Genomic DNA, 26834 nt, shown 5'->3' with positions numbered 1-26834 from the left:
CGCGCGGTCGGTCGGTGGGAGCGTCGGCACCGGCAGAAGCGGCCCGTCGCCGGTGAGGGCGGGGGCCGCAGCCGGTGGCCAGCGACCTGATCAGCTGGTTACTTGATCAGGTAGATGGTCGCGAACAGGCCGATCCACACGACGTCGACGAAGTGCCAGTAGTACGACACGACGATCGCGGCGGTGGCCTGCTCGTGCGTGAAGCGCTTGGCTGCGTACGTCCGTCCCAGGACCAGCAGGAAGGCGATCAGACCACCCGTCACGTGCAGGCCGTGGAAGCCGGTGGTCAGGTAGAACACCGTGCCGTACGGGTCGGAGGACAGCGACAGGCCGTCCTTCTTGACCAGCTCGGTGTACTCGAAGACCTGGCCGCCGATGAAGACCGCGCCCATCATGAACGTGATGATGAACCACATGCGGAGCTTCTTCACGTCACCGCGCTCGGCGGCGAACACGCCGAGCTGGCAGGTGAGTGAGGAGAGCACCAGGACGGTGGTGTTGACCGAGGAGAACGGCACGTTGAGGGCGTGAGCCTTCTCGGTCCAGAACTCGGCTCCCTTGACGGAGCGGAGCGTGAAGTACATCGCGAAGAGGGCCGCGAAGAACATCAACTCGGAACTGAGCCAGACGATCGTTCCGACGCTGACCATGTTCGGCCGGTTGACCGATCCGTGCGCGTGCCCGGTTTCTACTGCTGTTGCTGTCGCCACGACGGACATTATGTCGGTCCCTTATTCCGTCTTCACGCCGGGGGGTGTCCCTCGGAGTGTCCGGTGCGTGCGGTATGCCCGCTTGGGGGGCGACGGGGTGCCCGGATGGGGGCTGAGCAGCGGCGTGTCCCTTTTCTGACGGTTCCTCGGGGCAGCCTACGACCCCGTTGCCCGGCGCGTCGCCGCACGGTCGGAGTAGCCGCGGGAGGTAGGGGGGGAGAGGCCGGGGTCGGCCGTACGGGTGGACCGGGCGGGCCCGGGTGACGGGCCGTCCTCCAGGCGGGTGAGACCAGGGCGCGGCGCCTTGAGCAGGAACGTGCGCGAGGGGCCCTCGGCGGAGGGTGATCGGGAGTAGCATCCGGATCAGGCGAACGTGGTCCGGATCACACTTGAGGGAGCAGGGTCCATGGCGTACACGACCGATGAGACGCTCACCGTCCTCGTCTACAGCGACGATCGCAACACCCGCGAGCAGGTGCTGACGGCGCTCGGCCGCCGGCCTGCCGAGGATCTTCCCGAGCTGTCCTACCTGGAGTGCGCGACCACCCCCGCGGTGCTCAAGGCACTGGAGAAGGGCGGCGTGGACCTCTGCGTGCTGGACGGCGAGGCGGTCCCGGCCGGCGGGCTGGGGCTCGGGCGCCAGTTGAAGGACGAGATCTACGGCTGCCCGCCGGTGCTGGTGCTGATCGGCCGGCCGCAGGACTCCTGGCTCGCCGCCTGGAGCCGGGCCGATGCCGCGATCTCCCGACCGGTGGACCCGGTGGCGCTGGCCGAGGCGGTCGCCACCCTGCTGCGGGCACGGCTGGCGAAGCGGGCTCCGGCCGGCCGCTGAGCGGCGGTGTCTCAGTACTAGAGAAGACAGGGCCGTAGGCGCCCCGCCGCTGGATAGGCTGGCTCCCAACCGTACGGACGTCCCCCGGAGCGGGGGAACCGACAACAGCTGGAGTCAGCCATGGTGAACGTGAACCCTGCGAACGGCGGTAGCGACCCCGCGCAGGTGGTCCGCTCCTGGCCGGACATCCTGGCGGCGCTGTTGCGGGGGGAGGACCTCGACCGCTCGTCCACCGCGTGGGCGATGGACCGGATCATGAGCGGCGAGGCGTCCCCCGCCCAGGTGGCCGGCTTCATGATCGCGCTGCGGGCCAAGGGCGAGACGGTCGACGAGGTCACCGGTCTGGTGGACGCGATGTACGCGCACGCCGAACCGCTGGAGATCCCCGGCCCGGCGGTGGACATCGTCGGCACCGGCGGCGACCGGGCGAAGACCGTCAACATCTCCACGATGTCGGCGATCGTCGCGGCGGCCGCCGGCGCCAAGGTGGTCAAGCACGGCAACCGGGCCGCCTCCTCGTCCACCGGGTCCTCGGACGTGCTGGCGAAGCTCGGCGTGGCGCTGGACCTCTCCGCCCGGCGGGTCGCCCAGGTCGCCGAGGAGGTCGGACTCACCTTCTGCTTCGCGGCGAAGTTCCACCCCTCGATGCGGCACGCCGCCACCGCCCGGCGCGACCTCGGGGTGCCGACGGCCTTCAACATCCTCGGCCCGCTGACCAACCCGGCCAAGGTCACCTCCCACGCCATCGGCTGCTTCGACACCCGGCTGGCCGGGCTGATCGCCGGCGTGCTCGCCCGGCGCGGCTCGACGGCGCTGGTCTTCCGCGGCGACGACGGGCTGGACGAGCTGACCATCACCACCACCTCGCGGGTGTGGGTGGTGCGCGACGGGGTGGTCACCGAGACCTCCTTCGACCCGCGGGAGGTCGGCATCGAACTGGTCGGCATCGAGACGCTGCGCGGCGGGGACCCCGCCTACAACGCCGAGGTCGCGCGCCGGCTGCTGGCGGGCGAGCGCGGGCCGGTGCGGGACGCCGTCCTGCTGAACACGGCGGCGGCGCTGGTCGCGCTCGACCTGGGCGACGCGCCGCTGGCGGAGCAGCTCGCGGCGGGCATGGCGCGGGCGGCGGAGGCCATCGACTCGGGCGCCGCGCAGGACCTGCTGCGGCGCTGGTCGGAGGCCACCAGCCGGAGCTGAAGCGGTAGTTGGGAGCCCGCGCCGGTACGCCGGCGCGGGCTCCCCGGCTGTCCGGATGGTGGATGCCCGTTTGACCACCCGCTGGACCCGACCTAGAGTCTTCGGCAGGTCATGAGTGACAGCGCCAAAGCCCCAGCTTGCTGTCCGGCAACCCTCCGTCCGTGGCGGGGTGCCCTGGGTGAGGACCGGGTCGCCACGGCAAACCGTCCGTGCGGCAAGCGCGGACGCCCGACGATTTGGCACTCCCGGGGTCCCATACCCCCGAAGGAGTGCATCCTCATGTCTCTCTCCACCGAAATCGCCACCGAGATCGGCACCCCCCTCGCGGTCCTCGGCGCCGACGTCCAGGTCCCGCTCGCCAGCGGTGACAAGGTCGGCTACGCGGCGCTCGACTACGCGGCCAGCGCGCCGGCGCTGCAGCGGGTGTGGGACGACGTCGCCGCCTACGCGCCGTACTACGGCAGCGTGCACCGCGGGGCCGGGTACCTCTCGCAGCTGTCCACCGACCTCTTCGAGCAGAGCCGCCGCACCGTCGCCGAGTTCCTCGACCTGCGCGAGGGCGACCAGGTGGTCTTCACCCGGGCCACCACCGACTCGCTCAACCTGCTCGCCGGCGCCGTTCCGGCCGGCACCCGGGTGTTCGCCTTCGAGACCGAGCACCACGCCTCGCTGCTGCCCTGGGCGCACGCCGGACTGGGCGTCACCTACCTGCGCGCGCCGCGCTCGCGGGCCGAGGCGGTGGCCGCCCTGGACGCCGCGCTCACCGAGGCGCCCGAGGGGCCCAAGCTGCTCTGCGTCACCGGCGCCTCCAACGTGACCGGCGAGCTGTGGCCGGTCGCCGAGCTGACCGAGACCGCGCACCGGCACGGCGCCCGGGTGGTGCTGGACGCCGCCCAGCTGGCCCCGCACCACCGGGTCTCGGTGCGCGAGCTGGACGTCGACTGGATCGCCTTCTCCGGCCACAAGATCTACGCGCCGTTCGGCGCCGGGGTGCTGGCCGGCCGGGCGGACTGGCTGGACGCGGCCGAGCCGTACCTGGCCGGCGGCGGAGCGACCCGCACGGTGGCCCGGGAGACGGACGGCTCGGTGGCCGTGCAGTGGCACACCGGCCCGGCCCGGCACGAGGCCGGTTCGCCGAACGTCATCGGCGCCTACGCGATCGCCTCGGCCTGCCGGGCGCTGAGCGAGGCCGGCTTCGACGCGCTGGAGGCCCGCGAGCGGCAGCTGGTCGACCGGCTGACCGCGGGGCTGGCGCGGATCCCCCAGGTCAAGGTGCTGAACCTGTTCGGCGCCGGCTCCGCCCGGGTGGGCGTGCTGTCCTTCGTCGTCCGGGGCTGGAACAGCTCGCACTTCTCGGCCGCGCTGTCCGCCGAGTACGGCATCGGGGTGCGCGACGGCCTGTTCTGCGCCCACCCGCTGGTGCGGACCCTGCTCGGTGACGAGGACACCCCGCCGTCGGAGTGCGGTGCGCCGGAGCCCTCGCTGCCGGGCGAGCGCAGCCTGAACGCGATCCGGGTGAGTTTCGGCGCCGGGACGCCGGACGAGCACATCGACCGCTTCCTGACCGCCGTTCGGGAGCTGGTCACGGACGGCGCGGCCTGGAACTACCGCAACGAGGGCGGGCGTTGCGTCGTGGACACCCGCCGGGAGGGCTGAGGCCCCGGCCCCGCTACTCGTCCAGGCCGAGGGCGAAGGCGGCTTCCAGGTCGTGCTGGGAGTAGGTGCGGAAGGCGATCTGGGTCTCGGTGTGGGCCACGCCCGGGACCTTGTTGAGCCGGCCCGGGATGACCTCGGCCAGGTCGTCGTGGCGGCGCACCCGGACCATCGCCACCAGGTCGTATCCGCCGGTCACCGAGTAGACCTCGCTGACGCCCTCGATGGCGGCGATGGCCTCGGCGATCTCCGGGATGCGGTCGACACTGGTCTTGATCAGGACGATGGCGGTGATCACTGTTCGGGCTCCTTTGTGGGGTGCCGCCAGCGTATCGGGCGTCAGCCGGGTCGTCGCGAGGGGTGGCGAACCACCGTGCAGGTGTAGAGGAAGCCGGCCGAGAAGCCGATCACGTGGACCAGGTAGGCCACCCCCGGGCCCGCCGAATGCACCGACCACCACTGCAGGGCGAACCAGAGGCCGAGCACCAGCCAGGCCGGGAAGCGCAGCGGCAGGAAGAACAACAGCGGGACGAGGGTGGTCACCCGGGCGCGCGGGTGCAGGCGCAGATAGGCGCCCAGGACGGCCGAGATCGCGCCGGACGCTCCGATGAGCACCCGGGTGGAATCCGGCGCGTGCGCCTCGGCGAGCGCGAAGCCGTACGTGGCCAGGCTGCCGGCCGCCAGGTAGAAGACGGCGTACCGGGCCCGGCCCAGCCGCCGTTCGACGGCCGGGCCGAAGACGTGGAGGAAGAGCAGGTTGCCCAGCAGGTGCAGCCAGCCGGCGTGCAGGAAGAGGCCGGTGAGGGCGGACAGCGCCGGGTGCTTGCCCGGGGTCGGGGCGGCCGGGCAGCCGGGGACCGGGTCGGGGGCCTCCGTCAACTGCGCGGCGGTCAGCGGCCGCCCGGTCAGCAGTTCGGCCGGGACGGCGCCCCAGCGCTGCTCGTACCGCTGCTCCGCGCAGACCCGGGCCTGGCCGGTGCCGTACAGCGGATTGAGTCCGGCGGCCGGGCCGAGCAGGAAGACCAGGGTGTTGACCGCGATCAGGGCGTAGGTGACCGCCGGGGCGGCCGCCTCCGGCCGGCCGCCCCGCTCGGCGGTGTGGTCGGGGGCCGCGAGCGCCATGCGGCCAAGCATCCCTCCGGGCGCCGCAGGTGACACGGCGGTTTACGGCAGGTGGACTAGCCCCGCTATTCCGCTGACCGGTGGTCGCGATGGTTGCCCCAGGCAATAGGCTTGGGGCGGGCAATCCCGCCTCCCGCCGCCGATGCCGGGGCTCCGGGGGGAGCGCCTGGCCCACGCAGGGACCACCCGAGAGGACCCCCCGATGACCGTCCCCGCCCTGACCGCCGAGACGCGCTGGCGCTGCACGCTGTGCGGCAACCTCACCCGGTTCGATGTCACCCGCAGCGCGCGGGTCACCGAGTTCCTGCACTTCGACCTGGCCGGCGACTCCAAGGTCGAGGAGACCGAGGTGCTGAGCGAGACCATCGAGTCGGTGCGCTGCCGCTGGTGCAACGCCGTGGACCAGGTCGAGCTGGTGGCCCGCCCGGGTGCCGAGGGCGCGGAGGCCCCGACCGAGCAGGGCTGATCCCCGCCGGTGTGGTGGGCGGTGCGCCGCGCGCCCGTCCGCCGCACGGGACAATACAGACAAGACGCACGGAGCGTGACGACAGGGGGCGGTCGCGGCCGTACCCCGCCGGAAACAGGATCGGAGCCGAGGACGTGGTGGACGCAGCGAAGGAGCCCGGCGAAGCGCAGGGGCTTCGGCCCGCTGCGCAGGAGCAGGTGCCGGACGCCGGGACGGGACCGGCGGAGAGCGCTGCGCCCGACACCCCAGACACCCCAGACACTCCAGACACCCCTGACACCTCTGAGTCCCCTGAGCCCTCCGAGTCCGCTGAGCCCGGGTCGGAGCACGTCGCCGAGAAGCTGGACCGGCCGCTGCCCGAGGGGGTGCGCCGACGCGTGGTCGGGCTGGCCTCGGACGCGCTGGGCGGACTGCCGCCGGGCGAGCTCCCGCAGAGCCTGCGTCAGTACGTGAAGTTCACCCCCGCGCGGCGCGCCAAGTACGCGGCCACCGCGCTGGCGGCCGCGCTGGAGGCGGAGCCGGCGTTCCGGGTGCGGATAGCGGAGCGGCTGCGGCTGGGGCAGCCGGACCTGGTGAGGGCGCTGGAGTCGGGCAGTGTCCCGGGCGCCGCCGATCCGATGGACGTCGCCGCCGCCGCCTACCTGGTGCGTTCGGCGGGCTGGAGCCGGCTGGTCGCCGAGGTCGGCGAGGAGGTCGAGCGGGCAGGCGCCGAGGACGCGGCCGCGGAGGCGGCCCGGCTCGCGGAGAAGCTGCAGGCCGAGCTGGCCGAGGTGCGGGCCGCCGCACGGGCGGACCTGGAGCGGCAGCGCGCGGAGTTCGAGGGCGTCCGGCGGGAGGCCGAGTCGCTGCGCAAGAAGGTGCGGTCGCTGGAGAGTGACACCCGCCGGGCGCAGGCCGAGGCGCGCCGCCTGGCCGGGGAGCTGGAGGCCGCGAAGGCGCAGGGCGCGGCCGAGCGCAGTGCGGCCGAGACCGAGGCGCGGCGGCTCAAGCACCGGGTCTCCGAGCTGGAGAACGCCGCCGAGCAGGGCCGCCGGTCGGCTCGCGAGGGGCGCAGCGTCGAGGACATGCGGCTGCGGCTGCTGCTGGACACCGTGCTGCAGTCGGCCCAGGGGCTGCAGCGGGAGCTGGCGCTGCCGGTCTCCCAGATCCGCCCGGCGGACCTGGTGGAGGCGGTGGTGCCGGGGGCGGCCTCGCCGCACGACGTGGCGCGGCGCGGGCTGGCCGAGGACGACCCGGCGCTGCTGGACCAGCTGCTGGCGATCCCGCAGGTGCACCTGGTGGTGGACGGCTACAACGTGACCAAGACCGGCTATCCGACGCTGCCGCTGGAGCAGCAGCGGATCCGGTTGCTGGGCGGGCTGGCGATGCTGGCCCAGCGCACCCAGGCGGAGGTCACCTGTGTGTTCGACGGGCAGGACCTGGACGTTCCGGTGATCATGGCACCGCCGCGCGGGGTCCGGGTACGGTTCAGCCGGACCGGGGAGACCGCGGACGAGCTGATTCGCCGTCTGGTGCGGGCCGAGCCGCAGGGCCGTCCGGTGGTGGTGGTCTCCGCCGACCGGGAGGTCGCGGAGGGCGTGCGGAAGGCGGGCGCGCGCCCGGTCGCCTCGGTGCTGCTGCTGAACCGGCTGGCCCGGCCCTGAGCGCGGGCCGCGTAGGATGACTCCTGGTCAGCCTTGGGTCCGTGGTGGTGTGCGGGTCCGGTGAAGTCGGTGTGGGAAACAGAGTTCACGCCTTCGGGGGAGTGGCAAAGCGGATAGATCCGCACTAGGGTCTGGCGTCAAACCTATTTTCCGGAATCTCATCCAATCGGGTGAGTCCGTTGGAAGAAGGAGCCGGTCCCTTGGCCTCCCACCGCCGTCCCAAGCAGCCGAGCCGCGCGCGGGTCTCCGTGCTCACCGCGGCCGCTGCGACCGCGGTCGCACTCTCCGCCCAGGTAGCCGCGCACGCCGCGCCGCAGCCGAACAAAACGGACGTCAAGGCGCAGATCGACCAACTCCAGCAAGAGCAGGAGCAGGCGGCAGAGAAGTACAACGGCGCCACGGAGCGGGCCACGCAGCTGCGCAAGCAGGCCGACCAGCTGCAGGACCAGGTGGCCCGCGGCCAGGAGCAGATGACCCAGCTGCAGGCCGGCCTGGCCGAGGTGGCGGGCGAGCAGTACCGCACCGGCGGCATCGACCCGTCCGTCCAGCTGATGCTCTCCTCCGACCCGTCCGGCTACCTGGAGAAGGCCTCCACCGTCCAGCAGGCCAGCACCACCCAGGCGGAGGCGCTCAAGGGGCTGCTGGACCAGCAGCGGCGGCTGGACCAGGAGAAGACCGAGGCGGCCGCCGTGCTGGCCTCGCTCGACACCACCACCAAGGACCTGAACCAGGCCAAGGCGGACGTCAACACCAAGCTGAAGGCCGCCCAGGACCTGATGAACTCGCTGAGCGCCGCCGAGCGCACCGCGCTGAAGGCCCAGCAGGCGCAGGACGACCGGGCCTCGCGCGGCAGCGACCGGGTCGACCTGAGCAGCCTGCCGCCGGCCAGTGGCTACGCGGCCGTGGCCCTCGCCAAGGCGATGAGCAAGCAGGGCTCGCCGTACGTGTGGGGCGCCACCGGGTCGAGCACCTTCGACTGCTCGGGCCTGATGGTCTGGTCGTACGGCCAGGCCGGCGTCTCGCTGCCGCGCACCTCGCAGGAGCAGGGCCACTACGGCACCGCGGTGCCCGGACTGGCGGCGGCTCAGCCGGGCGACCTGGTCATCTACGGCCCCGACATGCACCACGTCGCGATGTACATCGGCAACGGCATGGTGGTCCACGCGCCGCACACCGGTGACGTGGTGAAGGTGATGAAGGCCGACGCGATGCCGATCAACACCATCCGCCGGGTCTGACGGCCCGACACGCCGAAGGGGTTCGCCCGAGCCCTGTGATCCGCGCCACCCCCGATCGGGGGTGGCGTTCGGGTTTTCGACCGTTTCGCGAGCATCGGGTGAGACCTGATCAGCCTTGCGTGGGGCGGCGGTTACCATCGGTCATTTTCACAAAAGAACTTGGGTAATCTTCCGTCTTTTTTCTGACAAGGATTTGAACCGATCACGGTTCAGTTACTAGGGTCATGCACCGAGCCATCGCAGTGTCGATCACCCAGCCGGGGTGGCGGCGGTGGCTACCGTCGAGTTCGCGAGGCAGCGGGGCAGGTCGAAGCGACTGCCCGACAGGGGAGCCCAGTAGTCGGGGGTGCTGCGCAGCGGAGCCGGGGAACCACGTTCCTCCGGGGTGAATCGGCGCCAGGTCGGCCGCTGGAACGGCCGTGAGGCGTCGTAGGGCATGCTTCCGGCCCGAACCCGTCAGCTCACCCGGTAGGCGGACGTAGGAAGAAGGAGCCCGCCTTCGTGGCGTCCCATCGTCGTCCCAAGCCAGCCGGCCGCGCCCGTGTCTCGATCCTGACCGGTGTCGCCGCCGCAGCCGTCGCCCTCTCCGCGCAGTCCGGCGCCCACGCCGACCCGCAGCCGACCAAGGACCAGGTCAAGGAGCAGGTCGACCAGCTCAACGAGCAGGCCGAGGTGGCGACCGAGCAGTACAACGCCGCCCAGGAGAAGCAGCAGACGCTGGAGAAGCAGGTCTCCGGCCTGCAGGACCAGGTGGCCCGTCAGCAGGACCAGGTGACCGACCTGCAGGGCGGCCTGGCCGAGATCGCCGGGGAGCAGTACCGCAACGGCGGCATATCCCCGACCGTGCAGCTGATGTTCTCGTCCAGCCCGGACAGCTTCCTCAACCAGGCCGGTGCGCTGAACCAGGCCGGCGACACCCAGAAGAACCAGCTGAAGGTGCTCCAGGAGCAGCAGCGCAAGCTCGACCAGGACCGCACCGAGGCCCAGGGCAAGCTCGCCGAGCTGGAGTCGACCACCCAGCAGCTGAAGGCCTCCAAGGACGAGGTCCAGAACAAGCTGAAGGCCGCCCAGGACCTGCTCAACACCCTGACCGAGCAGGAGCGCCAGGCGCTGCGCGCGGCCGAGGAGAAGGCCGCCGCCGACGCCAAGGCCCAGGCCGACGCCGCGGTGAAGGCCCAGCAGGCCGCCGACCGCGCCTCCCGCGACAACAGCCGCACCGACCTCTCCGCGGGCTCGGCCCCGGCCCCGGCCTCGCCGGTCGCCAAGCCGGTCGCCCCCGGCAGCTCGCGCGGTGCAGCCGCGCTCTCCGCCGCCGCCTCCAAGGTCGGCAGCCCGTACGTGTGGGGCGCCACCGGCGCGTCCTCCTTCGACTGCTCCGGCCTGATGGTCTGGGCGTTCAACCAGGTCGGCGTCTCGCTGCCGCGCACCTCGCAGGAGCAGGCGCACGCCGGCACCCGGATCGGCAGCGACCTGTCCCAGGCCCAGCCCGGCGACCTGCTGATCTTCTTCGGGGACGCCCACCACGTCGGCATCTACGCCGGCAACGGCCAGGTGCTGCACGCGCCCAAGCCGGGTGCCTCGGTCCGCTACGAGGCCGTCACCAACATGCCGCTGACCAGCATCGTGCGGGTCTGATCCGTACTCGGCGCTTCCAGGCCCGGTCTTCCTCCACGGAAGGCCGGGCCTGCGGCTTTTTCGGCGGCTCGGGCTGATGTCCGATTACGGGTCAAATATTCGGGTCCGGAGGGGTTTGGACTCGCTTGCCCGGACTCGCTAACGTCTGCCACCGGACTCCCGCTCGACGACCGCCCGCAGTGGGGCGGCGGCGGGGCCGCGCCGCAGGATTGGAGCCGCTGCCACCATGCCCGTGCACCGCCGTTCCCAACTGCTCGTCCGTGCGCTGGTGCTGACGGCGGCGGCCACCACCGCGCTCGGCATGGCGACCGGCGGCAGCGCCCACGCCGCCCCCGGCAGCCCGGACCCGGCCGACCGCAAGGACGTCAAGACACAGGTCGAGCAGCTCTACGACGAGGCCGAGCAGGCTTCGGAGAGGTACAACGCGGCCCAGGAGGCCCAGCGGCGGCTCCAGGGGGAGACCACGATCCTGCAGGGCGAGATCGCCGTCGCCCAGGACCAGCTCAACGAGCTGCGCGGCGACCTGGCGACCGTGGCCGGGGCCGAGTACCGCGGCGGCGGGATGACCCAGACCGCCCGGCTGATGCTGTCCCCCGACCCGGAGGACTACCTCGCCCGCGCCCGAACCATGGGCCAGGCGACGCAGCGGCAGCAGGAGACGCTGCACGAGCTGGTCACCCGCCAGCGCCGGCTCGACCAACGGCGCGCCGAGGCCGCCGGCAAGCTCGCCGAGCTGGACCAGACCCGCCGCTCGCTCGCCGACAGCAAGCAGCAGATCCAGCAGCGGCTGACCACGGCACAGAAGCTGCTCAACGGCCTGGGCGCCGTCGAGCGGGCCAGGATGACCGCCCAGGACGCCCGGGACGCCGAGCAGCGCGCCACCCGCGGCACCGACCGGCTGGACCTCGGCTCCGCCCCGCCCGCCTCCGAGCGCGGGGCCGCCGCGCTGGCGGCCGCGGTCCGGATGGTCGGCGCGCCGTACGTCTACGGGGCCACCGGGCCCCGTGCGTTCGACTGCTCCGGTCTGATGTACTACAGCTGGCGGCAGGCCGGAGTGACCCTGCCGCGCACCTCGCAGGCCCAGGCGTACGCCGGCCAGCGGATCAGCCTCTCCGAAGCGCGACCGGGAGACCTGGTGATCTTCTACCGGGACATGCACCACGTCGGCATGTACGCCGGCGGTGGCGTGATCGTGCACGCCCCCTACCCGGGCGCCAAGGTCCGCTACGAGAGCGTCAACGCCATGCCGGTCTCGGGGGTGGTCCGGCTCTGAGCGCGTCGCCGCCCGGCCCCCACGACCCCCACCCGATAGCGGGCCCCCACGACCCCCACCCGACGGACAGGACCCGCCGCACGCTGTCCCGGCGGGGTGCGCTGCTGCTCGCGGCCGGCGGGCTGGCCCAGCTGTCGCTGCCGCCGGTCGCCCCGGCGGCGGCACCGGCCCGCCAGGCGGCCGACCGGCGCGGCGAGGTGGCGGCGGTGCTGGCGGAGCGGGCGCGCTCGCTGCCGGCCCGGTCGGGGCTGCCGGTGGCCGAGGCGGCCTACCGCAACCTGGTGCTCGCCGCGGGCGGCGGGCCGGACCGGCTGACCGCCGCGGCCGACCTGGCGGTGCGGATCGCCGACTACGACGACTACCCCGTGGTGTACCCGCGCCGGATCGAGCTGGCCCGGGCCGGGGACGGCTGGCGGGTCGAGCGCGAGGAGAGCGCGAGCGGGCCGCCGGCGCCGTGGGACTTCGGCGCGGGGCGGTCGGCGGCCGGCGCGCGCTGCCTGGTGCTCGGGTCGGCCGACGGCCCCGACCCGGCCGGGCTGGTCGCGGTCGGGGACCGGGCGGTACCGGCCGTCGAGGAGGTCTGGGGCGGCGCCTGGCCCGGCCGGCTGCTGCTCGAACTGCCCGGTACCGAGGAGCGGTTCGCCCGGCTGCTGGAGGGCGACCCGGCGGGCTGGGCGGGCATGGCGGCGGTCACCGTGGCCGCCCCCGGCGCGCCCCGGCACACCCCGGCGGACCGGGTGCTGGTCAACCCCGAGGCGTACGGACGGCTCAGCGACTTCGGCCGACAGGTGGTCATCACGCACGAGGCCACCCACGTCGCGACCAGGTCCGACACCCGGGCCTGGACACCGCTGTGGCTCTCCGAAGGCGTCGCCGACTGGACCGCCTACCGCGACTCCGGCCGCGTCCCGCGGCAGATCGCCCCCGAGCTGGCCCGGGACGTCGCCGCCGGGCGGCTGCCCGCCGACCTGCCCGCCGACCGGGACTTCGCCGCCGGCGCCACCGGCATCGCCCAGGCCTACGAGCAGTCCTGGCTGGCCTGCGAGCTGATCGCGGGCCGCTACGGGCCGCAGCGGCTGGTCGCCTTCTACCGGGCGATCGGCGCGGCCGACGGGCAGGGCGAGGACCGCGAGCGCCGTACGGACCGGCTGCTGCGCGCCGAACTGGGTGTCGGCCTGGCCGAGTTCACCCGGCTCTGGCTGGACGAGGTGGCGGCGCTGAAGGACTGAGGCCCGGTGCCCCCCGGGGGCGACGGCCCGCTCGGTGCCGAGCAGCGGCGCCGCTGCTCAGCGCCGCTGCTCGGCCGGCGTCCCCGGGTGGTCGATGCCGTCCAGCAGGTCCTGCTCGTACGCGATGCCCGGGCGCACCGGGTAGCCCGAGCCGGGCAGCGCGGCGGGCTCGCGGTCCAGCACCACGGTCGCGGGCAGCGGCGCCCCGCCGCGGGTGGAGCGCCAGAGCCGGACGCAGGAGAGCACGGCGGCGGACAGCAGCAGCAGGTTGCGCGCGGCCAGCACGGTGATCGCGCCGGGGTCGCTGGCCAGGACCTGGGTGAACATCGTCGGGAACTCGACCAGCGTCAGCGGGCAGGCGATCAGGATCAGCAGCGCCACGGGCCGCTGGCTGGTGCCGCGTACGGTCAGGCAGACCGCCGCGACGCCGATCAGCCAGACCAGGTACTGCGGGCTGATCACCCGGCTGGTCACCACGAAGATCAGCAGCGCGCACAGCGCCGCGTCGTACATGGTGGCCGCGTTGCGGCGCTTGGAGGTGAAGCGCCACAGCAGCAGCCAGAGGAACCCCAGCACGGTGCCGGCCATCATCACCTTGCTGATCACGCTGACCCACGGTCCGAGCATCTCGGGGGAGCCGTAGTTCATGGTGACCTTGCCGTCCCAGCCCCCGGCGATCCGGGCGAAGTGCAGCGGCAGCGCGCCGACCGACTCGACCTCGATGCCGCGGTCCTTCTGGAAGGCCAGGAAGTCGAAGGCGCCGTTCATGCCGGCCGCGAGCAGGAAGCCGATCGAGACGGCGGTGGCCCCCGCCAGCGTCCAGGAACGGCGGGTCCTGCGACCGGAGGGGGTGCCGATCAGGCCGAGCAGCGGCCAGACCTTGACGATGCCGCCTAGCCCCAGCAGCAGCCCGCCGACCGCCGGACGGCGGATCAGCGCCAGCAGGCCGGCCAGGGCGACCGCGGTGACGATCATGTCGAAGCGGTTGTAGATCATCGGGCCGAGCAGCGGAACGCCCACCACCCACATCCAGGCGCCGGTCAGCGCCCGGCCCCGGCGCAGGCCGGTCCGCACCAGCAGCGCGGCCGCGGCGGCGTCGGCGATCCCGCAGACCACCCAGAACGAGACCAGGTACGACCAGGGCAGCAGACCCGGCAGCAGGATCACCAGGGCGGCGCCCGGCGGGTACTGCCAGGTCACGTCGTCGAACGGGAAGGTGCCGGTCTGCAGCACGCCGTACCAGGCGTGGTAGATCATCCACACGTCGGCGGTGACATCGCCGCCGGGCGACTTCAGCACGCCGGTGATCAGCAGCACCAGTACGGTGCGGGTGGCCAGCCAGGTCGCGCCGAGTGCGGCGAGCGCCCCGAGCGGGCGGCCGAGCCGGCCGCGCGAAGAACCGGGCTCGGTGGCCGGGGCCAATTCCACTGCGCTCCCTCGTTCGTCTCGGACGTCCTCACCGGAGGCGTCGTACTGACGGACGCCCGGGCCGTGGTGCACAGCGGCCTAGGTACTAGGACTGACCCGGGGGTCAAACGGTTGCCGTGCGCGGTTCCGTTCCCGGCGGGTCATGGTGTTGACCTATCGTACGGATCACCCAGCGGTACACCGAGCACCCCCCGACCGAGCGAGCCGTGGCCTGATGCACAGAACCTTGATCGTCACCAATGACTTCCCGCCCCGTCCGGGGGGTATCCAGGCCTTTGTCCACAACATGGCCGTCCGTCAGCCCGCGGGAAGCATCGTGGTGTACGCCTCGACCTGGCGCGACGGCAGCGAGGTGCGGCGCTTCGACGCCGAGCAGCCGTTCCCGGTGATCCGGGACCGGACGAAGGTGATGGTTCCCACACCCAGGGTCACCCGGCGGGCCGCCGAGATCCTGCGCGCCGAGAAATGCGACTCGGTCTGGTTCGGCGCCGCCGCCCCGCTCGGCCTGATGGCGCCCACCCTGCGCCGGGCCGGGGCCGGGCGGCTGCTCGGCATGACCCACGGGCACGAGGCCGCCTGGGCCCAGCTGCCGGGCTCCCGGCAGCTGCTGCGCCGGATCGGCGCGGGCACCGACGTGCTGACCTACCTGGGCGAGTACACCCGCTCCCGGATCGCCGCCGCGGTCGGGCCGCAGGCCGCGGCCCGGATGGTGCAGCTGCCGCCGGGCGTGGACGAGACGACCTTCCACCCGGGCTCCGGGGGCGCCGAGGTCCGCCGTCGGCTCGGGCTGGCGGACCGGCCGGTGGTGGTCTGCGTCTCCCGGCTGGTGCCGCGCAAGGGGCAGGACACCCTGATCGAGGCGATGCCGCAGATCCTGGCCGACGTGCCGGACGCGGTGCTGCTGATCGTCGGCGGCGGCCCGTACCGGGCGGACCTGGAGAAGCTGGCGGACGCCACGGGCGTACGGGACTCGGTGCGGTTCACCGGCTCGGTGCCCTGGGAGGAGCTGCCCGCCCACTACGGGGCCGGTGACGTCTTCGCGATGCCGTGTCGGACCCGGCGCGGGGGGCTGGACGTCGAGGGCCTGGGCATCGTCTACCTGGAGGCCTCGGCGACCGGCCTGCCGGTGGTCGCGGGGGACTCCGGGGGCGCGCCGGACGCGGTGCTGGAGGGCGAGACCGGGTACGTGGTGCCCGGCGGCTCGGCCCCGGCGGCGGCCGAGCGGATCGTGCGGCTGCTGCGCGACGAGGAGCTGCGGCGGCGGATGGGCGAGGCCGGGCGGCGGTGGGTGGAGCGCTCGTGGCGCTGGGACCTGCTGGCCGGGCGGCTGACCTCGCTGCTGGCGGTGTAGGGCCTGTCTTCGCACGACGCGGGGCCCGTCTCCTTCCGGGAGACGGGCCCCGCGTCTGCTTCAGGGTGGTTACCCGTCGGCGGTCACTTCTGGTAGAGCGCCTCGATGTCGGCCGCGTGGTCCTTCAGGACGAGGTTGCGCTTGAGCTTCAGCGAGGGCGTCAGGTGGCCGCTCTCCTCGGAGAACTCGGTGTCCAGCAGGCGGAACTTCTTGACCGCCTCGGCGTGCGAGACGGCCGCGTTGCCGTCGTCCACCGCGGACTGCAGGGCGGCCAGCAGGTCCGGGTCCTCGGCGAGGTCGGCGACGGTGGCGGCGGCGGGCTTGCCGTTGAGCTCCTTCCACTTGGGGAAGAAGTCCGGGTCGAGGGTGATCAGGCAGGCGATGAAGGGCTTGCGGTCGCCGACCACCATGACCTCGCCGACCAGGGCGTGGGCGCGGATCCGGTCCTCGATCACGGCCGGGGCGACGTTCTTGCCGCCGGCGGTGACGATGATCTCCTTCTTGCGGCCGGTGATGGTCAGGTAGCCCTCGGAGTCCAGCGAGCCGATGTCGCCGGTGGCCATCCAGCCGTCCCTGAGCGTGTCGGCGGTGGCCTGCGGGTTGTTCCAGTAGCCGGTGAAGACGTGCGGGCCCTTGAAGAAGACCTCGCCGTCCTCGGCGATCCGGACCGAGGCGCCGGGCACCGGCTGGCCGACCGTACCGATCTTCGGCTTGTCCCACGGGTTGAAGGCGGTGGCCGCGCAGGTCTCCGTCAGGCCGTAGCCCTCCAGGACGGTGAAGCCGATGCCCCGGTAGAAGTGGCCCAGGCGCTCGCCGAGCGGGGCGCCGCCGGAGATGGCGTGGGTGGCGCGGCCGCCGAGCGCGGCGCGCAGCTTGCTGTAGACCAGCTTGTCGAAGACCGCGTGCTTGATCCGCAGGACCAGGCCCGCGCCGCCCGCGTCCAGCGCCCGGCTGTAGGCGATCGCGGTCTCGGCGGCCTTGTCGAAGATCTTGCCCTTGCCGTCGGCCTGGGCCTTGGCACGCGCGGTGTTGTAGACCTTCTCGAAGACTCTGGGCACGCCCAGGATCAGGGTCGGCTTGAACGCGGCCAGCTCGGCGGTGACGTCCTTGATGTCGGAGACGTGGCCGAGGTTGATCGGGGCCATCGCCGGGGCGATCTCGGCGATCCGGCCGAGCACGTGGGCCAGCGGCAGGAAGAGCAGGACGGAGCTCTCGCCGGTGCGGAACAGCGGGGCCAGGCGCTCGACGATGTTGCCGCACTCGGCGAGGAAGTTGCCGTGCGTCAGCTGACAGCCCTTCGGGCGGCCGGTGGTGCCCGAGGTGTAGACGATGGTCGCGATCGAGTCGGAGTCGGCGGTCGAGCGGTGCTCGGCGACGGTCTCGTCGGAGACCTCGCGGCCGGCCTCGGCCAGCGCGGCGATCGCGCCCTGCTCGATCTGCCAGGTGTGCTTCAGCTCCGGGAGACGGCCGCGGACCTCCTCGACCACCTTGCGGTGCTGGTCGGTCTCGGTGAGCACGGCGACCGCGCCGGAGTCGCCGAGGATCCACTCCACCTGCTCGGGGGAGGAGGTCTCGTACACCGGCACGGTGATGGCGCCGGCCGACCAGATCGCGAAGTCCAGCAGCGTCCACTCGTACCGGGTCCGGGACATGATGGCCACGCGGTCGCCGGGGCGGATGCCGGTGGCGATCAGGCCCTTCGCGGCGGCGTGCACCTCGACCAGGAACTGGGCAGCGGTCAACTCCTGCCACTGGCCGTCCACCTTGCGGCTGAGGACCACGACGTCCGGGTGCCGCTCGGCGTTCTGGTGCACGAGGTCGGAGAGGTTACCGCCGCTCGGTACCTGGTAGAGGGCCGGAAGGCTGAAGTCGAGCAAGACTGCTCCTCGTTCGCGACGCTGCGGGACGGCAGGACGTTACTGCCCGGTAGGCAGCTTCGACCAGGGGGGTCGGCCCCGGTGTTCGAAGTGTCACACCCGGCCGGGTCCGACCAGGCCGTGACCGGGTCGTTCGAATGGCACCCTACGGCAGCCCCACGGTGACCGACCGGTAGCCCACCCGAGGCCCGGCGCCCGCCGACCCGCGGCCGCCCGCAGGACACCGCCCGCGCCGCCGACCGGATCCCCGGTCGCGATAGCCTGCTCCGGGCGGACCGGGCCGAGCGCGCCCCGGACGGACCGGCAGGCAGAGGGACGACGCGGAGGGCCATTCCATGGCGGAGCACACCAGGTCGAGCATCACCATCGACGCGACCCCGGCCACGGTCATGGCCGTGATCGCCGACTTCGCCGCCTACCCGGCCTGGACCGGCGAGGTCCAGGAGGTCGAGGTCCTGGAGACCGGCGAGGCCGGCCGCGCCGCCCAGGTCCGCCTGCTGCTCGACGCCGGCGCCATCCGCGACGAGCACGTCCTCGCCTACACCTGGGACGGCGACCGCGAGGTCAGCTGGACCCTCGTCCGCAGCCAGATGCTCCGCTCGCTGGACGGCTCGTACACCCTCGCCCCGCTGGCCGGCGGCCGTACCGAGGTGACCTACCAGCTCGCGGTGGACGTCAAGATCCCGATGCTCGGCATGATCAAGCGCAAGGCCGAGAAGGTCATCATCGACCGTGCGCTGGCCGGACTGAAGAAGCGCGTCGAGGGCTGACGAGCGGAACGGGGCCGACGGCATGACGGCGACACGCACCATCCTGGTCAGCGGCGACGCGGGCGCGCCCGCGGTGGCCGCCGCCACCGCCCTGCACGCCGCCCGGCGCGGCCACCGCACCTGGCTGCTGGCGGCCGACGACCCGCACCGCACGCTGGACGCCGTCCTCGGCACCCGGCTGGAGCCCGAACCGCTCGGCTACGCACCGGGCCTGACCGTCTCCAGGATCGACGAGCAGGCTGCCTTCCGCTACGCCGTCGGCGAGCTCACCGGCCGGCTCAAGCCCGCCCTCGACCTCCTCGGCGCCGAACAGCTCGACCCCGAGGAGCTCACCGCCCTCCCCGGCATCGCCCGGCTCGCCCTGCTGCGCGCCCTGCCCGCCGCCGACCAGGACGTCCTGGTCGTGCTCGCCCCGCCGCCCGCCGAGCTGATCGCCACCCTCGCCCTGCCCGAGCAGCTGGCGCGCTACCTGGACCGGCTCGTCCCCGAGCAGCGCCAGGCCGCCCGGGCGCTGCGTCCGCTGCTGGCCGGACTGGCCGGGGTCCCGATGCCCGCCGACTGGCTGTACGAGGGGCGCGGCAAGGCCGCCGCGGCGCTCGCCGAGTCCCGCGCCGCGCTCACCGACCCCGGCACCAGCGTCCGCCTGGTCGTCCCGGCCGACGGCCACCCGTACGAGGAACTGCGCCGGATCCGGGCCGGGCTCGCGCTGTACGGGCACCGGCCGGACGCCGTGGTCCTGCACGGCGCACTGCCCGAGGCCGCCGTCGCCTCGCCCGACCCGTGGCTGGCCGCGCTGGCCCGCCGACGGCAGGAGGAGCTGGCCGCCCTCGCCGCCGACACCGACGCCCCGGTCCTGGTCACCGGCCTGGCCGAGGCCACCCTGGAGGCCGTCGCCGACCGCCTGTACGGGGACGGCCCCGGGCCCGAGCGGCTCGACCCGGCGCCCTGGACGGTCGAGGACCGGCTCGCCGCGGACGGCCTGCTGATCTGGCACCTCGACCTGCCCGGTGCCGACCGGGCCGAGCTGGACCTGGTCCGCCGGGGCGACGACCTGGTGGTCGGCCTCGGCGCCCACCGCCGGGTGCTCGCCCTGCCCTCCGCGCTGCGCCGCTGCACGGTGGCCGGGGCCGGGCTGCTGGACGGGGTGCTCTCGGTGCGGTTCGCACCCGACCCTTCGCTCTGGCCGAAGGGCTGACGGGCCGCCCGCCCCTTTCCCGGGCCGGCGTTTGAGGACGGGTGCCGCGGTCGGTCCGGTAGCGTCGGGCCGGAGGGCCGCGGGGTGCGGCCACGGCTGAGGAGGCGCCCGCGATGACCAGCACCGACGACCGCACCGAGCCCGTCGGGGACCATGCCGAGGCGGGCGATCACGGCGGGGCGGGCGAGCAGGCCCACCCGTTCGGGCCGGAGCTCGGCCCGCTGGTGGACGAGGTGCGCCGGTTCGCCACCGCGTTCGGCGAGAAGGCCCAGGAGACCAGCGCCACCACCCTGATCACCCTCTCCGGCCTGGCCGACCGCCTGCGCACCCAGCAGCCTGAGGTGTACACCCACCTCGCCGCCGCCGGCTCCGGGCTGGCCGCCGCGGGCGCCGAGCTGCTGGCCGCCTACCGTGCCGCCGTGGCCGGGCACGAGCACCGCTGGACCGCCGGGCAGAGTGCGGCCGCCGAGAAGATCGACCTCGACGGGCCTGACGAACCGTCCGCCAAGCAGTGAAACCGTAGGTTTCGGAGGGTGATCACGGCGCTCTCGTGCGTCACGAAGAAGGAAATTCGATAAGACTTTTGAAGCATTGCGGCCCGGCTGTCCCAGGATTGTCTTCGGATAATGTATGCGAGGCTGTGTACGGGGACTGGGTTGGGCGGTACCGTTCCGTCCAGCGGGAACGAGTGAATAGCTGAGGGACACATGGCTCTGACCATCGGCGTCGATGTCGGCGGGACCAAGATCGCAGCAGGCGTGGTCGACGAGGCGGGCGAGATCCTGGCCCGGACCAGGGTGCCCACCCCGGCCGACCCGCAGTGGGCGGTCGACGCCATCGCGCAGGCCGTGCGCGAGCTCAAGGAGCAGCACCCCGACGTCACCGCCGTCGGCGTCGGCGCCCCCGGCTTCGTCGACAGCAACCGCTCCACGGTGATCTTCGCGCCCAACATCGACTGGGAGAACGAGCCGCTGCGCGGCCGGATCGAAGAGCTCACCGGGCTGTCCGCGGTGGTCGAGAACGACGCCAACTGCGCCGCCTGGGCCGAGTTCCGCTTCGGCGCGGCCGCCGACCACCAGGACATGGTGCTGATCACCGTCGGCACCGGCATCGGCGGCGGCATCGTCCTCGACGGCCGGCTGCACCGCGGCCGCTTCGGCGTGGCCGGCGAGATCGGCCACCTCAACATGGTGCCGGACGGCCTGCAGTGCGGCTGCGGCGGCAAGGGCTGCTGGGAGCAGTACGGCTCCGGGCGGGCGCTGCGCCGCTACGGCCGGGAGAAGGCTGCGGCCGACCCGGTGCGCGGCCGGCGCATGCTGGAGCTCAACGACGGCGTCGCCGAGACCATCCGCGGCATCCACATCACCGAGGCGGCCGAGGCGGGCGACCCGCTCGCCCTGGAGTGCTACGCCGAGCTGGCCGACTGGCTGGGCCGCGGCATGGCCGACCTCGCCGCACTCTTCGACCCGGGCGTCTTCGTGCTCGGCGGAGGCGTCTCCGACTCCGGCCGCCTGCTGCTCGACCCGGTCGCCAAGGCCTTCGAGTACTACCTGACCGGCGGCGTGCACCGCCCGCGCGCCGAGGTCGTGCTGGCCTCGATGGGCTCCGCCGCCGGCATCGTCGGCGCGGCCGACCTCGCCCGCGTCCCGTAACCGCCCCACCCCTCCCTCCCAGCCCGCCGGCGGCGGTGCGACCGGGCCCCGACCGATCCCGGACGCGCCGCCGCCGTCGCACGTCCCGGCGCCGCCGCGTACGGTCGGACCCAGCGACGACGCACCCGGTGACGACGTACAGGGGAGGGCCATGACCGCCGCGAGGGCGACCCGAAGGAGCGCGACCCAGGCGAGCGCGACCGGAGCGACCGGGACCGGCGCGAGCGCCACGAGTGCGGTGGGTGCCGCGGCCGTCGAACCGTTGCCGCCGGCCGGCCCGCGCCGGCTGCGCCTGCTCAGCTACAACATCCGCTCACTGCGGGACGACCGGCGCGCACTGGCCCGGGTGATCCGGGCCTGCGCGCCCGACCTGGTCTGCGTCCAGGAGTCACCGCGCTACTGGCGCCCCGAGGGCCAGGCCGGGTGGCTGGCCCGGCACACCGGGACGGTCGTCCTGGCCGGCGGCGGCCGCACCGCGGCCGGCCCGCTGCTGCTCGGGCGGCCCGGCGCGGTGGAGGTGCTGGGCGTGCACGACCGGCTGCTGCCCAAGACCCGCGGCCTGCACGCCCGGGGCTTCGCCACCGCGCTGCTGCGGCTGCCCGGCGCGGCGCCGTTCACCCTCACCAGCTGCCACCTGAGCCTGGAACCCGAGGAGCGGTACGGGCAGTTCGAGCTGCTGCTCGACCAGCTCGCGATCGCCGAACACGGCGTCGTGGCAGGGGACTTCAACGAGCACCCGGACGGGCCGGGCTGGCAGCTGCTGGCCTCCCGACTGCAGGACGGATACCCGACCGCGCCCTGGGGCGGCGAGTTCACGTCCGTCCCGGAGCGCCCCTACCAGCGGATCGACGCCGTCTTCGCCACCCCCGGGATCACCGTCCTCGGCTGCGGGGTGCCGCACGGACTGCCCGGCGTCACCGAGGCCGACCTGCGGGCCGCGACCGACCACCTGCCGGTGCTCGCGGTGCTCGAACTCCCCGAGAGCAAGGCGGGCTAGACCACGGCGCCGTGGTCCGGGTCCTCCGGCTCGTCCTCGTCGCGGTCCCGCATCCGGGCCACCAGGGTGACGAAGCCGCCGAGGAAGGCGGTGATCCCGACCCAGGCGGGCCAGCCGGAGATCTCCCGCCAGACCATGGCGTCGACCAGCAGCAGGGCGGGGCCGCCGAGCACGGCGAGCCAGGCGAACTTGGCGGTCACGTCGGCGGCGGGCAGCGGCGGGGGCTCCGGCGGGACGTAGTGGTCCTCGTCGCTCTCCTCGGCCAGCTCGTAGTCGCGCGGGCTCGGACCGGCGGCCGGTAGCACCGGCCGGCCGGAGCGGGGGCGGGGCTGCGGGGCGAGGTCGGACAGGTCGTCCTGGTCGTCGCGGCCGCTGCCGTTCTTGTAGCCGCCCTTGAGCTCGTTCTGCGCCCGGAGGTTCTCGACCTCGGGCCAGTCGGGGTTGTTGAGGTCGACGGGGTCGTCGAACTGGGCGACCAGGGCGGCGAAGATCTCGTCCTGCTCGGCCTGGCTGCGCTCGGGCGCGCGGCGCGGCCGGGGACCGGCGGGGGCCGCCGGTGCGGCGGCGTCCTCGGCGGAGCCCTTGGCGGCGGCGTCCTTCGCGGGTGCGGGTGTGGGTGCGGGCGTCACGGCGCCGTCCACGCCGGTGCGGTCCGTCGGCGCACCGCCCGGGGCGGCGTCGTTCGCCGCGCCGTCGTTCGCCGCGCCGTCGTTCGCCCCGCCGTCCTGCGCCCCGCCGTCGTTCGCTCCGCTGTTCTTCGTCGCGCCGTCCTCGCGGGGAGCTTCGTCCCCGCCGCCCGCCGTGCTGCTCTCGTGCACTTCCGGCCCTTCAGCCATGGTGATCGTCGGATTCGACCCGGGTTGCGCCCGCCGCGTGCGCGGGGGCCAGCTGTCGGATGAAGTCCTGGCTGGCCGCGAATATTTCCGCCGCGTCGTGGTCCAGCGTCGCGACGTGGAAGCTGCGTTGGCACAGCCGCTCCGTCACATCGGTCGAGGATATCCGGGCCAGCACCAGTTCCGAGTTGGCCGGAGAGACGACGTGGTCCTGCGGGCTGTGGAAGAGCAGCACCGGCTGGGTCACCTCGGGAAGGCGGTGCTGGACCTCCCGCCACAGCCGGCTCAGCGACCAGGCGGCGTGCAGTGGCGTCCGGTCGTAGCCGAGCTCGGTCGCGCCGGCCTTGGCGATGTCGTTCGCGATGCCGGGCGTGCTCGGGACGAGGTGGCGCAGCACCGGAAGCAGCACACTCGCGGGGGTGTCCGAGCGCACCGACGGGTTGACCAGCACCAGCCCGGACACCGTCGGGCCGTGCAGCGCGGCGAGCCGCAGCGCCAGCGCGCCGCCCATCGACAGCGCGCAGACGAAGACCTGTTCGCACTCGTCGGCGAGCGTCAGCAGCTCGCGTTCGACCGCGGCGTACCAGTCCTCCCAGCGGGTGAGCTGCATGTCCTGCCAGCGGGTGCCGTGCCCGGGCAGCAGCGGCAGCGAGACGGTGTACCCGGCTGCGGCCAGGTCCTCGGCCCACGGTCGCAGCGACTGCGGCGACCCGGTGAAACCGTGGCAGAGCAGCACTCCCACCGGTCCGCCACGGTGGCGGTACGGTTCTGCACCGGGCAGCAACGGCATGGCGGACTCCTTCGCGGGCGGGTGGCGCTGGGGGAGGGGACGCTGGAGGGGGAAGCTGCAGGAATCCGCATCGTCCCACGCTCCGCGCGGGGTCGTACACCCCCTTCGGCGGGGCCGGGCACAGCGGACGGCCGCGGGGCATTAGGATCGACCGGTCCGCATAACAGGAGGCCCCGGTTGTTCTACCGACTGATGAAGATGATCGTCGCGCCACTGCTTCGGATCTTCTTCCGGCCGTGGATCGAAGGTGAGGAGAACATCCCCACCGAGGGTGCGGCGATCATCGCGAGCAACCACCTGTCCTTCTCGGACTCGTTCTTCTTCCCCGCGCTGATCAAGCGCCGGGTGACCTTCATCGCGAAGGCCGAGTACTTCAACACCCCGGGCCTCAAGGGCCGGCTGACCGCCGCGTTCTTCAAGGGCGTCGGCCAGCTGCCGGTGGACCGCTCGGGCGCGCGCGGCGCCGGCGAGGCCGCGATCCGCAGCGCCATCGCCGTGCTGGAGCGCGGCGAGCTGTTCGGCGTCTACCCCGAGGGCACCCGCTCGCCCGACGGCAAGCTGTACCGCGGCAAGGTCGGCGGCCTGGCCCGGGTGGCGCTGGCCACCGGCGCCCCGGTGATCCCGGTCGCCATGATCGACACCGAGAAGGTGCAGCCGCCCGGCCAGGTGGTCCCGAACTTCGGCATCCGCCCGGGCATCCGGATCGGCCGCCCGCTGGACTTCTCCCGCTACCACGGCATGGAGAACGACCGCTTCATCCTCCGTTCGGTGACGGACGAGGTGATGTACGAGATCATGCGGCTCTCCGGCCAGGAGTACGTGGACATCTACGCGACCGCCGCCAAGCGGCAGATCTCCGACGACAAGAAGAAGGCCGACGCCGAGCGTCGCGCGGCGGCCAAGGCGGAGAAGGCGGAGGCAGCCGAGGCCGAGAAGGCAGCCGAGGCGGAGAAGGCGGCCGAAGCCGAGAAGGCGGCCGAGACGGACAAGGAGACCGGGTCGGCCTGACGGCCCGGCCGGGCCCGGGGGGAGGGGCGGATGACGGACGGCGGCAGAGCCGGCGCGGTGGGCGGTACGGTGGCGGCCGGCGGCATGTCCGTCGAACTCCCGTTGTGGAGGGCCATCTCCTACTTCCGGGTGCTGGCCCTGATCTACGCGTTGCTGCGGTACTTCAACTCGTACCTGCACTTCCTGCACCCCGTCGCCGGCTGGATCTTCCTCGGCGCGCTCACCCTCTGGACCCTCGCCACCACCCGGGCGTTCGCCAACCCGCAGCGCTGCACCTGGTACGTCCTGGGCGTCGACCTCACGCTCGCCGTCACCGGCATCGTGATGAGCGGACTGACCGACGCCCCGGCCCGGATCAGCCACGGCGCGCCCACCCTGCCCACCATCTGGGCCGCCGGTACCGTGCTCGGCTGCGCCGCGAAGGGCGGCTGGCGCCCGGCGGCGGCCGCGGGCTCGGTGATCGGCGTCGCCAACATCCTCGGCCACGGCGGGCCGACCGGCGACAACATCCACAACATCGTGCTGCTGATGGTCGCCGGGTGCGCGATCGGCTACGTGATCGAGCTGGCCCGGGGCAGTGAGGCCACGCTCACCCGGGCGCTCCAGGTCGAGGCGGCCACCCGGGAGCGGGAGCGGCTCTCCCGGGACATCCACGACGGCGTGCTGCAGGTGCTGGCGCTGGTCCAGCGGCGCGGCGCGGAGCTGGCCGCGGTGCCGGACGGCGGCACCTGCGGCACGGACTTCGCCGAGCTGGGCCGCCTGGCCGGCGAGCAGGAGCGCGCGCTGCGGACGCTGATGACCGGCGGCCCGATCCCGGCCCAGCGCCTGCCGCAGCCCGACGCCGCCCAGCCGCGCGACCTCACCGCGCTGCTGCGCCCGTACGCCGACGAGCGGATCACGTTCTCCGCCCCCGGCACCCCGGTGCTGCTGCCCGCCCCGGCGGCGGGCGAGCTCGCCGCGGCGGTCGGCGCGGCCGTGGACAACGTCCGCCGGCACGCCGGGGAGGAGGCCCGGGCCTGGATCCTGGTCGAGGACGAGCCGGAGGCGGTCACGGTCAGCATCCGCGACGACGGCCCCGGTTACGCCCCAGGCCGGCTCGGCGAGGCGGAGCGGGCCGGGCGGCTCGGTGTCTCCCAGTCCATCCGGGGCCGGCTGCTGGACCTCGGCGGCACGGCCGAGCTGTACTCGGCGCCCGGGGAGGGCGTCGAGGTCGAACTGCGTGTCCCGAGGAAGGGTGCTTGATGACCGATCAGCCGACCACCGACCGGCCGGTGCGGGTGATGGTGGTGGACGACCACCCGATGTGGCGCGACGCCGTCTCGCGTGACCTCGCCGAGTCCGGGCTGGACGTGGTGGCCACGGCGGGCGACGGCGAGGAGGCCGTCCGCCGCGCCCGCGCCTGCTCGCCGCAGGTCGTCGTGCTGGACCTCAACCTGCCCGGGCTGCCCGGTGCCGAGGTGTGCCGCCAGGTGGTCGCGCACGACCCGGCGGTGCGGGTGCTGGTGCTGTCGGCCAGCGGGGAGCACCAGGACGTGCTGGAGGCGGTGAAGTCCGGTGCGACCGGGTACCTGGTGAAGTCGGCCGGGCGGGAGGAGCTGCTGGACGCGGTGCGCCGTACGGCCGTCGGTGACGCGGTGTTCACCCCGGGCCTGGCCGGCCTGGTGCTCGGCGAGTTCCGCCGGCTGGCCGCCGAGCCGGCCCCGGCGTCGGCGCCGGCCGCCCCGCAGCTCACCACCCGGGAGACCGAGGTGCTGCGGCTGGTGGCCAAGGGCCTGTCGTACCGCCAGATCGCCGACCGGCTGGTGCTGTCGCACCGCACGGTGCAGAACCACGTGCAGAACACCCTCGGGAAGCTGCAGTTGCACAACCGGGTGGAGCTGGTCCGGTACGCGATCGAGCAGGGCCTGGACGACGAGATCTGACGGGCCCCGGGCG

Annotated in this window: 25 protein-coding genes and 2 riboswitches; of the genes, 18 read left to right on the top strand and 7 right to left on the bottom strand. The window is 73.5% G+C overall.

Translation table 11 applies throughout. From position 1 onward, the window contains the following. Nucleotides 1-98 precede the first annotated feature (98 nt). Nucleotides 99-719: an aa3-type cytochrome oxidase subunit III gene (ctaE, locus tag ACZ52R_RS03250; RefSeq protein WP_196949465.1), complete on the bottom strand. Its 621-nt coding sequence runs from the start codon at nucleotides 717-719 to the stop codon at nucleotides 99-101. A gap of 397 nt (nucleotides 720-1116) precedes the next feature. On the opposite strand from ctaE, the gene ACZ52R_RS03245 reads away from it, so the two are divergent. The 3 genes from ACZ52R_RS03245 to ACZ52R_RS03235 all read left to right on the top strand — a co-directional run bounded on the left by ACZ52R_RS03245 (nucleotide 1117) and on the right by ACZ52R_RS03235 (nucleotide 4395). Continuing rightward, complete coding sequence (locus ACZ52R_RS03245; protein ID WP_360492454.1) at nucleotides 1117-1542, top strand: response regulator; 426 nt, start codon at nucleotides 1117-1119, stop codon at nucleotides 1540-1542. Between the two features lie 120 nt (nucleotides 1543-1662). Beyond that, nucleotides 1663-2739, top strand: a complete 1077-nt coding sequence (trpD, locus tag ACZ52R_RS03240; protein ID WP_465621513.1) for an anthranilate phosphoribosyltransferase — start codon at nucleotides 1663-1665, stop codon at nucleotides 2737-2739. 107 nt (nucleotides 2740-2846) lie between these two features. Next, nucleotides 2847-2966, top strand: a riboswitch (SAM riboswitch). 52 nt (nucleotides 2967-3018) lie between these two features. Continuing rightward, the gene (locus ACZ52R_RS03235; protein ID WP_465621511.1) at nucleotides 3019-4395 is read left to right on the top strand and encodes an aminotransferase class V-fold PLP-dependent enzyme; all 1377 of its coding nucleotides are present in this window, start codon (nucleotides 3019-3021) and stop codon (nucleotides 4393-4395) included. Nucleotides 4396-4408: 13 nt separating this feature from the next. Here ACZ52R_RS03235 and ACZ52R_RS03230 read toward each other — a convergent pair whose 3' ends face one another. Together ACZ52R_RS03230 and ACZ52R_RS03225 are read right to left on the bottom strand one after the other, a co-directional pair. After that, complete coding sequence (locus tag ACZ52R_RS03230; protein ID WP_030240061.1) at nucleotides 4409-4690, bottom strand: Lrp/AsnC ligand binding domain-containing protein; 282 nt, start codon at nucleotides 4688-4690, stop codon at nucleotides 4409-4411. 41 nt (nucleotides 4691-4731) lie between these two features. Next, complete coding sequence (locus ACZ52R_RS03225) at nucleotides 4732-5514, bottom strand: rhomboid family intramembrane serine protease (protein ID WP_465621509.1); 783 nt, start codon at nucleotides 5512-5514, stop codon at nucleotides 4732-4734. 202 nt (nucleotides 5515-5716) lie between these two features. Between ACZ52R_RS03225 and ACZ52R_RS03220 the strand changes: the two genes are divergently transcribed. From ACZ52R_RS03220 to ACZ52R_RS03195, 6 genes are all read left to right on the top strand, one after another. Next, nucleotides 5717-5980, top strand: a complete 264-nt coding sequence (locus tag ACZ52R_RS03220; RefSeq protein WP_360492442.1) for a hypothetical protein — start codon at nucleotides 5717-5719, stop codon at nucleotides 5978-5980. 341 nt (nucleotides 5981-6321) lie between these two features. Beyond that, entirely contained in the window at nucleotides 6322-7623 is a 1302-nt protein-coding gene (locus ACZ52R_RS03215) for an NYN domain-containing protein (protein ID WP_360493015.1), read from the top strand. A gap of 200 nt (nucleotides 7624-7823) precedes the next feature. After that, the gene (locus tag ACZ52R_RS03210) at nucleotides 7824-8861 is read left to right on the top strand and encodes a C40 family peptidase (RefSeq protein ID WP_360492439.1); all 1038 of its coding nucleotides are present in this window, start codon (nucleotides 7824-7826) and stop codon (nucleotides 8859-8861) included. 337 nt (nucleotides 8862-9198) lie between these two features. Then, a riboswitch (cyclic di-AMP (ydaO/yuaA leader) is annotated at nucleotides 9199-9352 on the top strand. 10 nt (nucleotides 9353-9362) lie between these two features. Then, nucleotides 9363-10496 carry a C40 family peptidase gene (locus ACZ52R_RS03205; RefSeq protein ID WP_360492436.1) on the top strand — a complete coding sequence of 378 codons (1134 nt, stop codon included), beginning with the start codon at nucleotides 9363-9365 and terminating at the stop codon, nucleotides 10494-10496. Between the two features lie 226 nt (nucleotides 10497-10722). Continuing rightward, nucleotides 10723-11769: a C40 family peptidase gene (locus tag ACZ52R_RS03200; protein ID WP_465621506.1), complete on the top strand. Its 1047-nt coding sequence runs from the start codon at nucleotides 10723-10725 to the stop codon at nucleotides 11767-11769. A 206-nt stretch (nucleotides 11770-11975) separates the two neighbouring features. Beyond that, nucleotides 11976-12998, top strand: a complete 1023-nt coding sequence (locus ACZ52R_RS03195; RefSeq protein ID WP_465663756.1) for a hypothetical protein — start codon at nucleotides 11976-11978, stop codon at nucleotides 12996-12998. A gap of 57 nt (nucleotides 12999-13055) precedes the next feature. Here ACZ52R_RS03195 and ACZ52R_RS03190 read toward each other — a convergent pair whose 3' ends face one another. Continuing rightward, complete coding sequence (locus tag ACZ52R_RS03190; RefSeq protein ID WP_465663757.1) at nucleotides 13056-14426, bottom strand: glycosyltransferase 87 family protein; 1371 nt, start codon at nucleotides 14424-14426, stop codon at nucleotides 13056-13058. Between the two features lie 214 nt (nucleotides 14427-14640). Between ACZ52R_RS03190 and ACZ52R_RS03185 the strand changes: the two genes are divergently transcribed. Then, complete coding sequence (locus ACZ52R_RS03185; RefSeq protein WP_465663758.1) at nucleotides 14641-15777, top strand: glycosyltransferase family 4 protein; 1137 nt, start codon at nucleotides 14641-14643, stop codon at nucleotides 15775-15777. 83 nt (nucleotides 15778-15860) lie between these two features. On the opposite strand, the gene ACZ52R_RS03180 is transcribed toward ACZ52R_RS03185, so the two are convergent. Then, on the bottom strand, nucleotides 15861-17654 hold the full coding sequence (locus ACZ52R_RS03180; RefSeq protein ID WP_465621498.1) for an AMP-dependent synthetase/ligase: 1794 nt from the start codon (nucleotides 17652-17654) through the stop codon (nucleotides 15861-15863). A gap of 335 nt (nucleotides 17655-17989) precedes the next feature. Here ACZ52R_RS03180 and ACZ52R_RS03175 point away from each other — a divergent pair, with 335 nt between their 5' ends. The 5 genes from ACZ52R_RS03175 to ACZ52R_RS03155 all read left to right on the top strand — a co-directional run bounded on the left by ACZ52R_RS03175 (nucleotide 17990) and on the right by ACZ52R_RS03155 (nucleotide 22268). Next, nucleotides 17990-18424, top strand: coding sequence for an SRPBCC family protein (locus ACZ52R_RS03175; RefSeq protein ID WP_465621496.1), 435 nt, complete (start codon nucleotides 17990-17992; stop codon nucleotides 18422-18424). A 22-nt stretch (nucleotides 18425-18446) separates the two neighbouring features. Then, complete coding sequence (locus ACZ52R_RS03170; RefSeq protein ID WP_465621494.1) at nucleotides 18447-19619, top strand: ArsA family ATPase; 1173 nt, start codon at nucleotides 18447-18449, stop codon at nucleotides 19617-19619. A 113-nt stretch (nucleotides 19620-19732) separates the two neighbouring features. Further along, nucleotides 19733-20134: a DUF5304 family protein gene (locus ACZ52R_RS03165; protein ID WP_360492416.1), complete on the top strand. Its 402-nt coding sequence runs from the start codon at nucleotides 19733-19735 to the stop codon at nucleotides 20132-20134. Between the two features lie 192 nt (nucleotides 20135-20326). Continuing rightward, a complete protein-coding gene (locus ACZ52R_RS03160; RefSeq protein ID WP_360492413.1) occupies nucleotides 20327-21271 on the top strand; it encodes an ROK family glucokinase in 945 nt (314 codons plus the stop codon). A 151-nt stretch (nucleotides 21272-21422) separates the two neighbouring features. Next, nucleotides 21423-22268: an endonuclease/exonuclease/phosphatase family protein gene (locus ACZ52R_RS03155; RefSeq protein ID WP_465621491.1), complete on the top strand. Its 846-nt coding sequence runs from the start codon at nucleotides 21423-21425 to the stop codon at nucleotides 22266-22268. Here ACZ52R_RS03155 and ACZ52R_RS03150 read toward each other — a convergent pair. Together ACZ52R_RS03150 and ACZ52R_RS03145 are read right to left on the bottom strand one after the other, a co-directional pair. After that, the gene (locus ACZ52R_RS03150; protein WP_465621489.1) at nucleotides 22265-23086 is read right to left on the bottom strand and encodes a hypothetical protein; all 822 of its coding nucleotides are present in this window, start codon (nucleotides 23084-23086) and stop codon (nucleotides 22265-22267) included. The two genes, ACZ52R_RS03155 and ACZ52R_RS03150, sit on opposite strands and share 4 nt — an antisense overlap. Before the next feature lie 10 nt (nucleotides 23087-23096). Then, on the bottom strand, nucleotides 23097-23891 hold the full coding sequence (locus ACZ52R_RS03145; protein WP_465621487.1) for an alpha/beta hydrolase: 795 nt from the start codon (nucleotides 23889-23891) through the stop codon (nucleotides 23097-23099). Nucleotides 23892-24068: 177 nt separating this feature from the next. On the opposite strand from ACZ52R_RS03145, the gene ACZ52R_RS03140 reads away from it, so the two are divergent. The 3 genes from ACZ52R_RS03140 to ACZ52R_RS03130 are packed head-to-tail and all read left to right on the top strand — an operon-like array spanning nucleotide 24069 to nucleotide 26821. Beyond that, nucleotides 24069-24899, top strand: a complete 831-nt coding sequence (locus ACZ52R_RS03140) for a lysophospholipid acyltransferase family protein (RefSeq protein ID WP_360492401.1) — start codon at nucleotides 24069-24071, stop codon at nucleotides 24897-24899. A gap of 30 nt (nucleotides 24900-24929) precedes the next feature. After that, nucleotides 24930-26141 (top strand): MacS family sensor histidine kinase, encoded by a 1212-nt coding sequence (gene macS, locus ACZ52R_RS03135; RefSeq protein ID WP_465621484.1) that lies wholly within the window; start codon nucleotides 24930-24932, stop codon nucleotides 26139-26141. Beyond that, nucleotides 26141-26821, top strand: coding sequence for a response regulator transcription factor (locus tag ACZ52R_RS03130; protein WP_360492395.1), 681 nt, complete (start codon nucleotides 26141-26143; stop codon nucleotides 26819-26821). Before macS ends, ACZ52R_RS03130 begins: the two co-directional genes overlap by 1 nt. Nucleotides 26822-26834: the final 13 nt, after the last annotated feature.

Source organism: Kitasatospora sp. NPDC034023 (genome assembly GCF_055575795.1).
The sequence above is the reverse complement of the archived record's forward strand: the minus strand, read 5'-3'. Positions and strand labels throughout refer to the sequence as shown.

What these genes read in the sequence shown, in the direction of transcription:
- ctaE (WP_196949465.1), bottom strand. Translation starts at nt 719, where the DNA reads ATGTCCGTCGTGGCGACAGCAACAGCAGTAGAAACCGGGCACGCGCAC.
- ACZ52R_RS03245 (WP_360492454.1), top strand. Translation starts at nt 1,117, where the DNA reads ATGGCGTACACGACCGATGAGACGCTCACCGTCCTCGTCTACAGCGAC.
- trpD (WP_465621513.1), top strand. Translation starts at nt 1,663, where the DNA reads ATGGTGAACGTGAACCCTGCGAACGGCGGTAGCGACCCCGCGCAGGTG.
- ACZ52R_RS03235 (WP_465621511.1), top strand. Translation starts at nt 3,019, where the DNA reads ATGTCTCTCTCCACCGAAATCGCCACCGAGATCGGCACCCCCCTCGCG.
- ACZ52R_RS03225 (WP_465621509.1), bottom strand. Translation starts at nt 5,514, where the DNA reads ATGGCGCTCGCGGCCCCCGACCACACCGCCGAGCGGGGCGGCCGGCCG.
- ACZ52R_RS03220 (WP_360492442.1), top strand. Translation starts at nt 5,717, where the DNA reads ATGACCGTCCCCGCCCTGACCGCCGAGACGCGCTGGCGCTGCACGCTG.
- ACZ52R_RS03200 (WP_465621506.1), top strand. Translation starts at nt 10,723, where the DNA reads ATGCCCGTGCACCGCCGTTCCCAACTGCTCGTCCGTGCGCTGGTGCTG.
- ACZ52R_RS03185 (WP_465663758.1), top strand. Translation starts at nt 14,641, where the DNA reads ATGCACAGAACCTTGATCGTCACCAATGACTTCCCGCCCCGTCCGGGG.
- ACZ52R_RS03175 (WP_465621496.1), top strand. Translation starts at nt 17,990, where the DNA reads ATGGCGGAGCACACCAGGTCGAGCATCACCATCGACGCGACCCCGGCC.
- ACZ52R_RS03170 (WP_465621494.1), top strand. Translation starts at nt 18,447, where the DNA reads ATGACGGCGACACGCACCATCCTGGTCAGCGGCGACGCGGGCGCGCCC.
- ACZ52R_RS03165 (WP_360492416.1), top strand. Translation starts at nt 19,733, where the DNA reads ATGACCAGCACCGACGACCGCACCGAGCCCGTCGGGGACCATGCCGAG.
- ACZ52R_RS03160 (WP_360492413.1), top strand. Translation starts at nt 20,327, where the DNA reads ATGGCTCTGACCATCGGCGTCGATGTCGGCGGGACCAAGATCGCAGCA.
- ACZ52R_RS03155 (WP_465621491.1), top strand. Translation starts at nt 21,423, where the DNA reads ATGACCGCCGCGAGGGCGACCCGAAGGAGCGCGACCCAGGCGAGCGCG.
- ACZ52R_RS03145 (WP_465621487.1), bottom strand. Translation starts at nt 23,891, where the DNA reads ATGCCGTTGCTGCCCGGTGCAGAACCGTACCGCCACCGTGGCGGACCG.
- macS (WP_465621484.1), top strand. Translation starts at nt 24,930, where the DNA reads ATGACGGACGGCGGCAGAGCCGGCGCGGTGGGCGGTACGGTGGCGGCC.
- ACZ52R_RS03130 (WP_360492395.1), top strand. Translation starts at nt 26,141, where the DNA reads ATGACCGATCAGCCGACCACCGACCGGCCGGTGCGGGTGATGGTGGTG.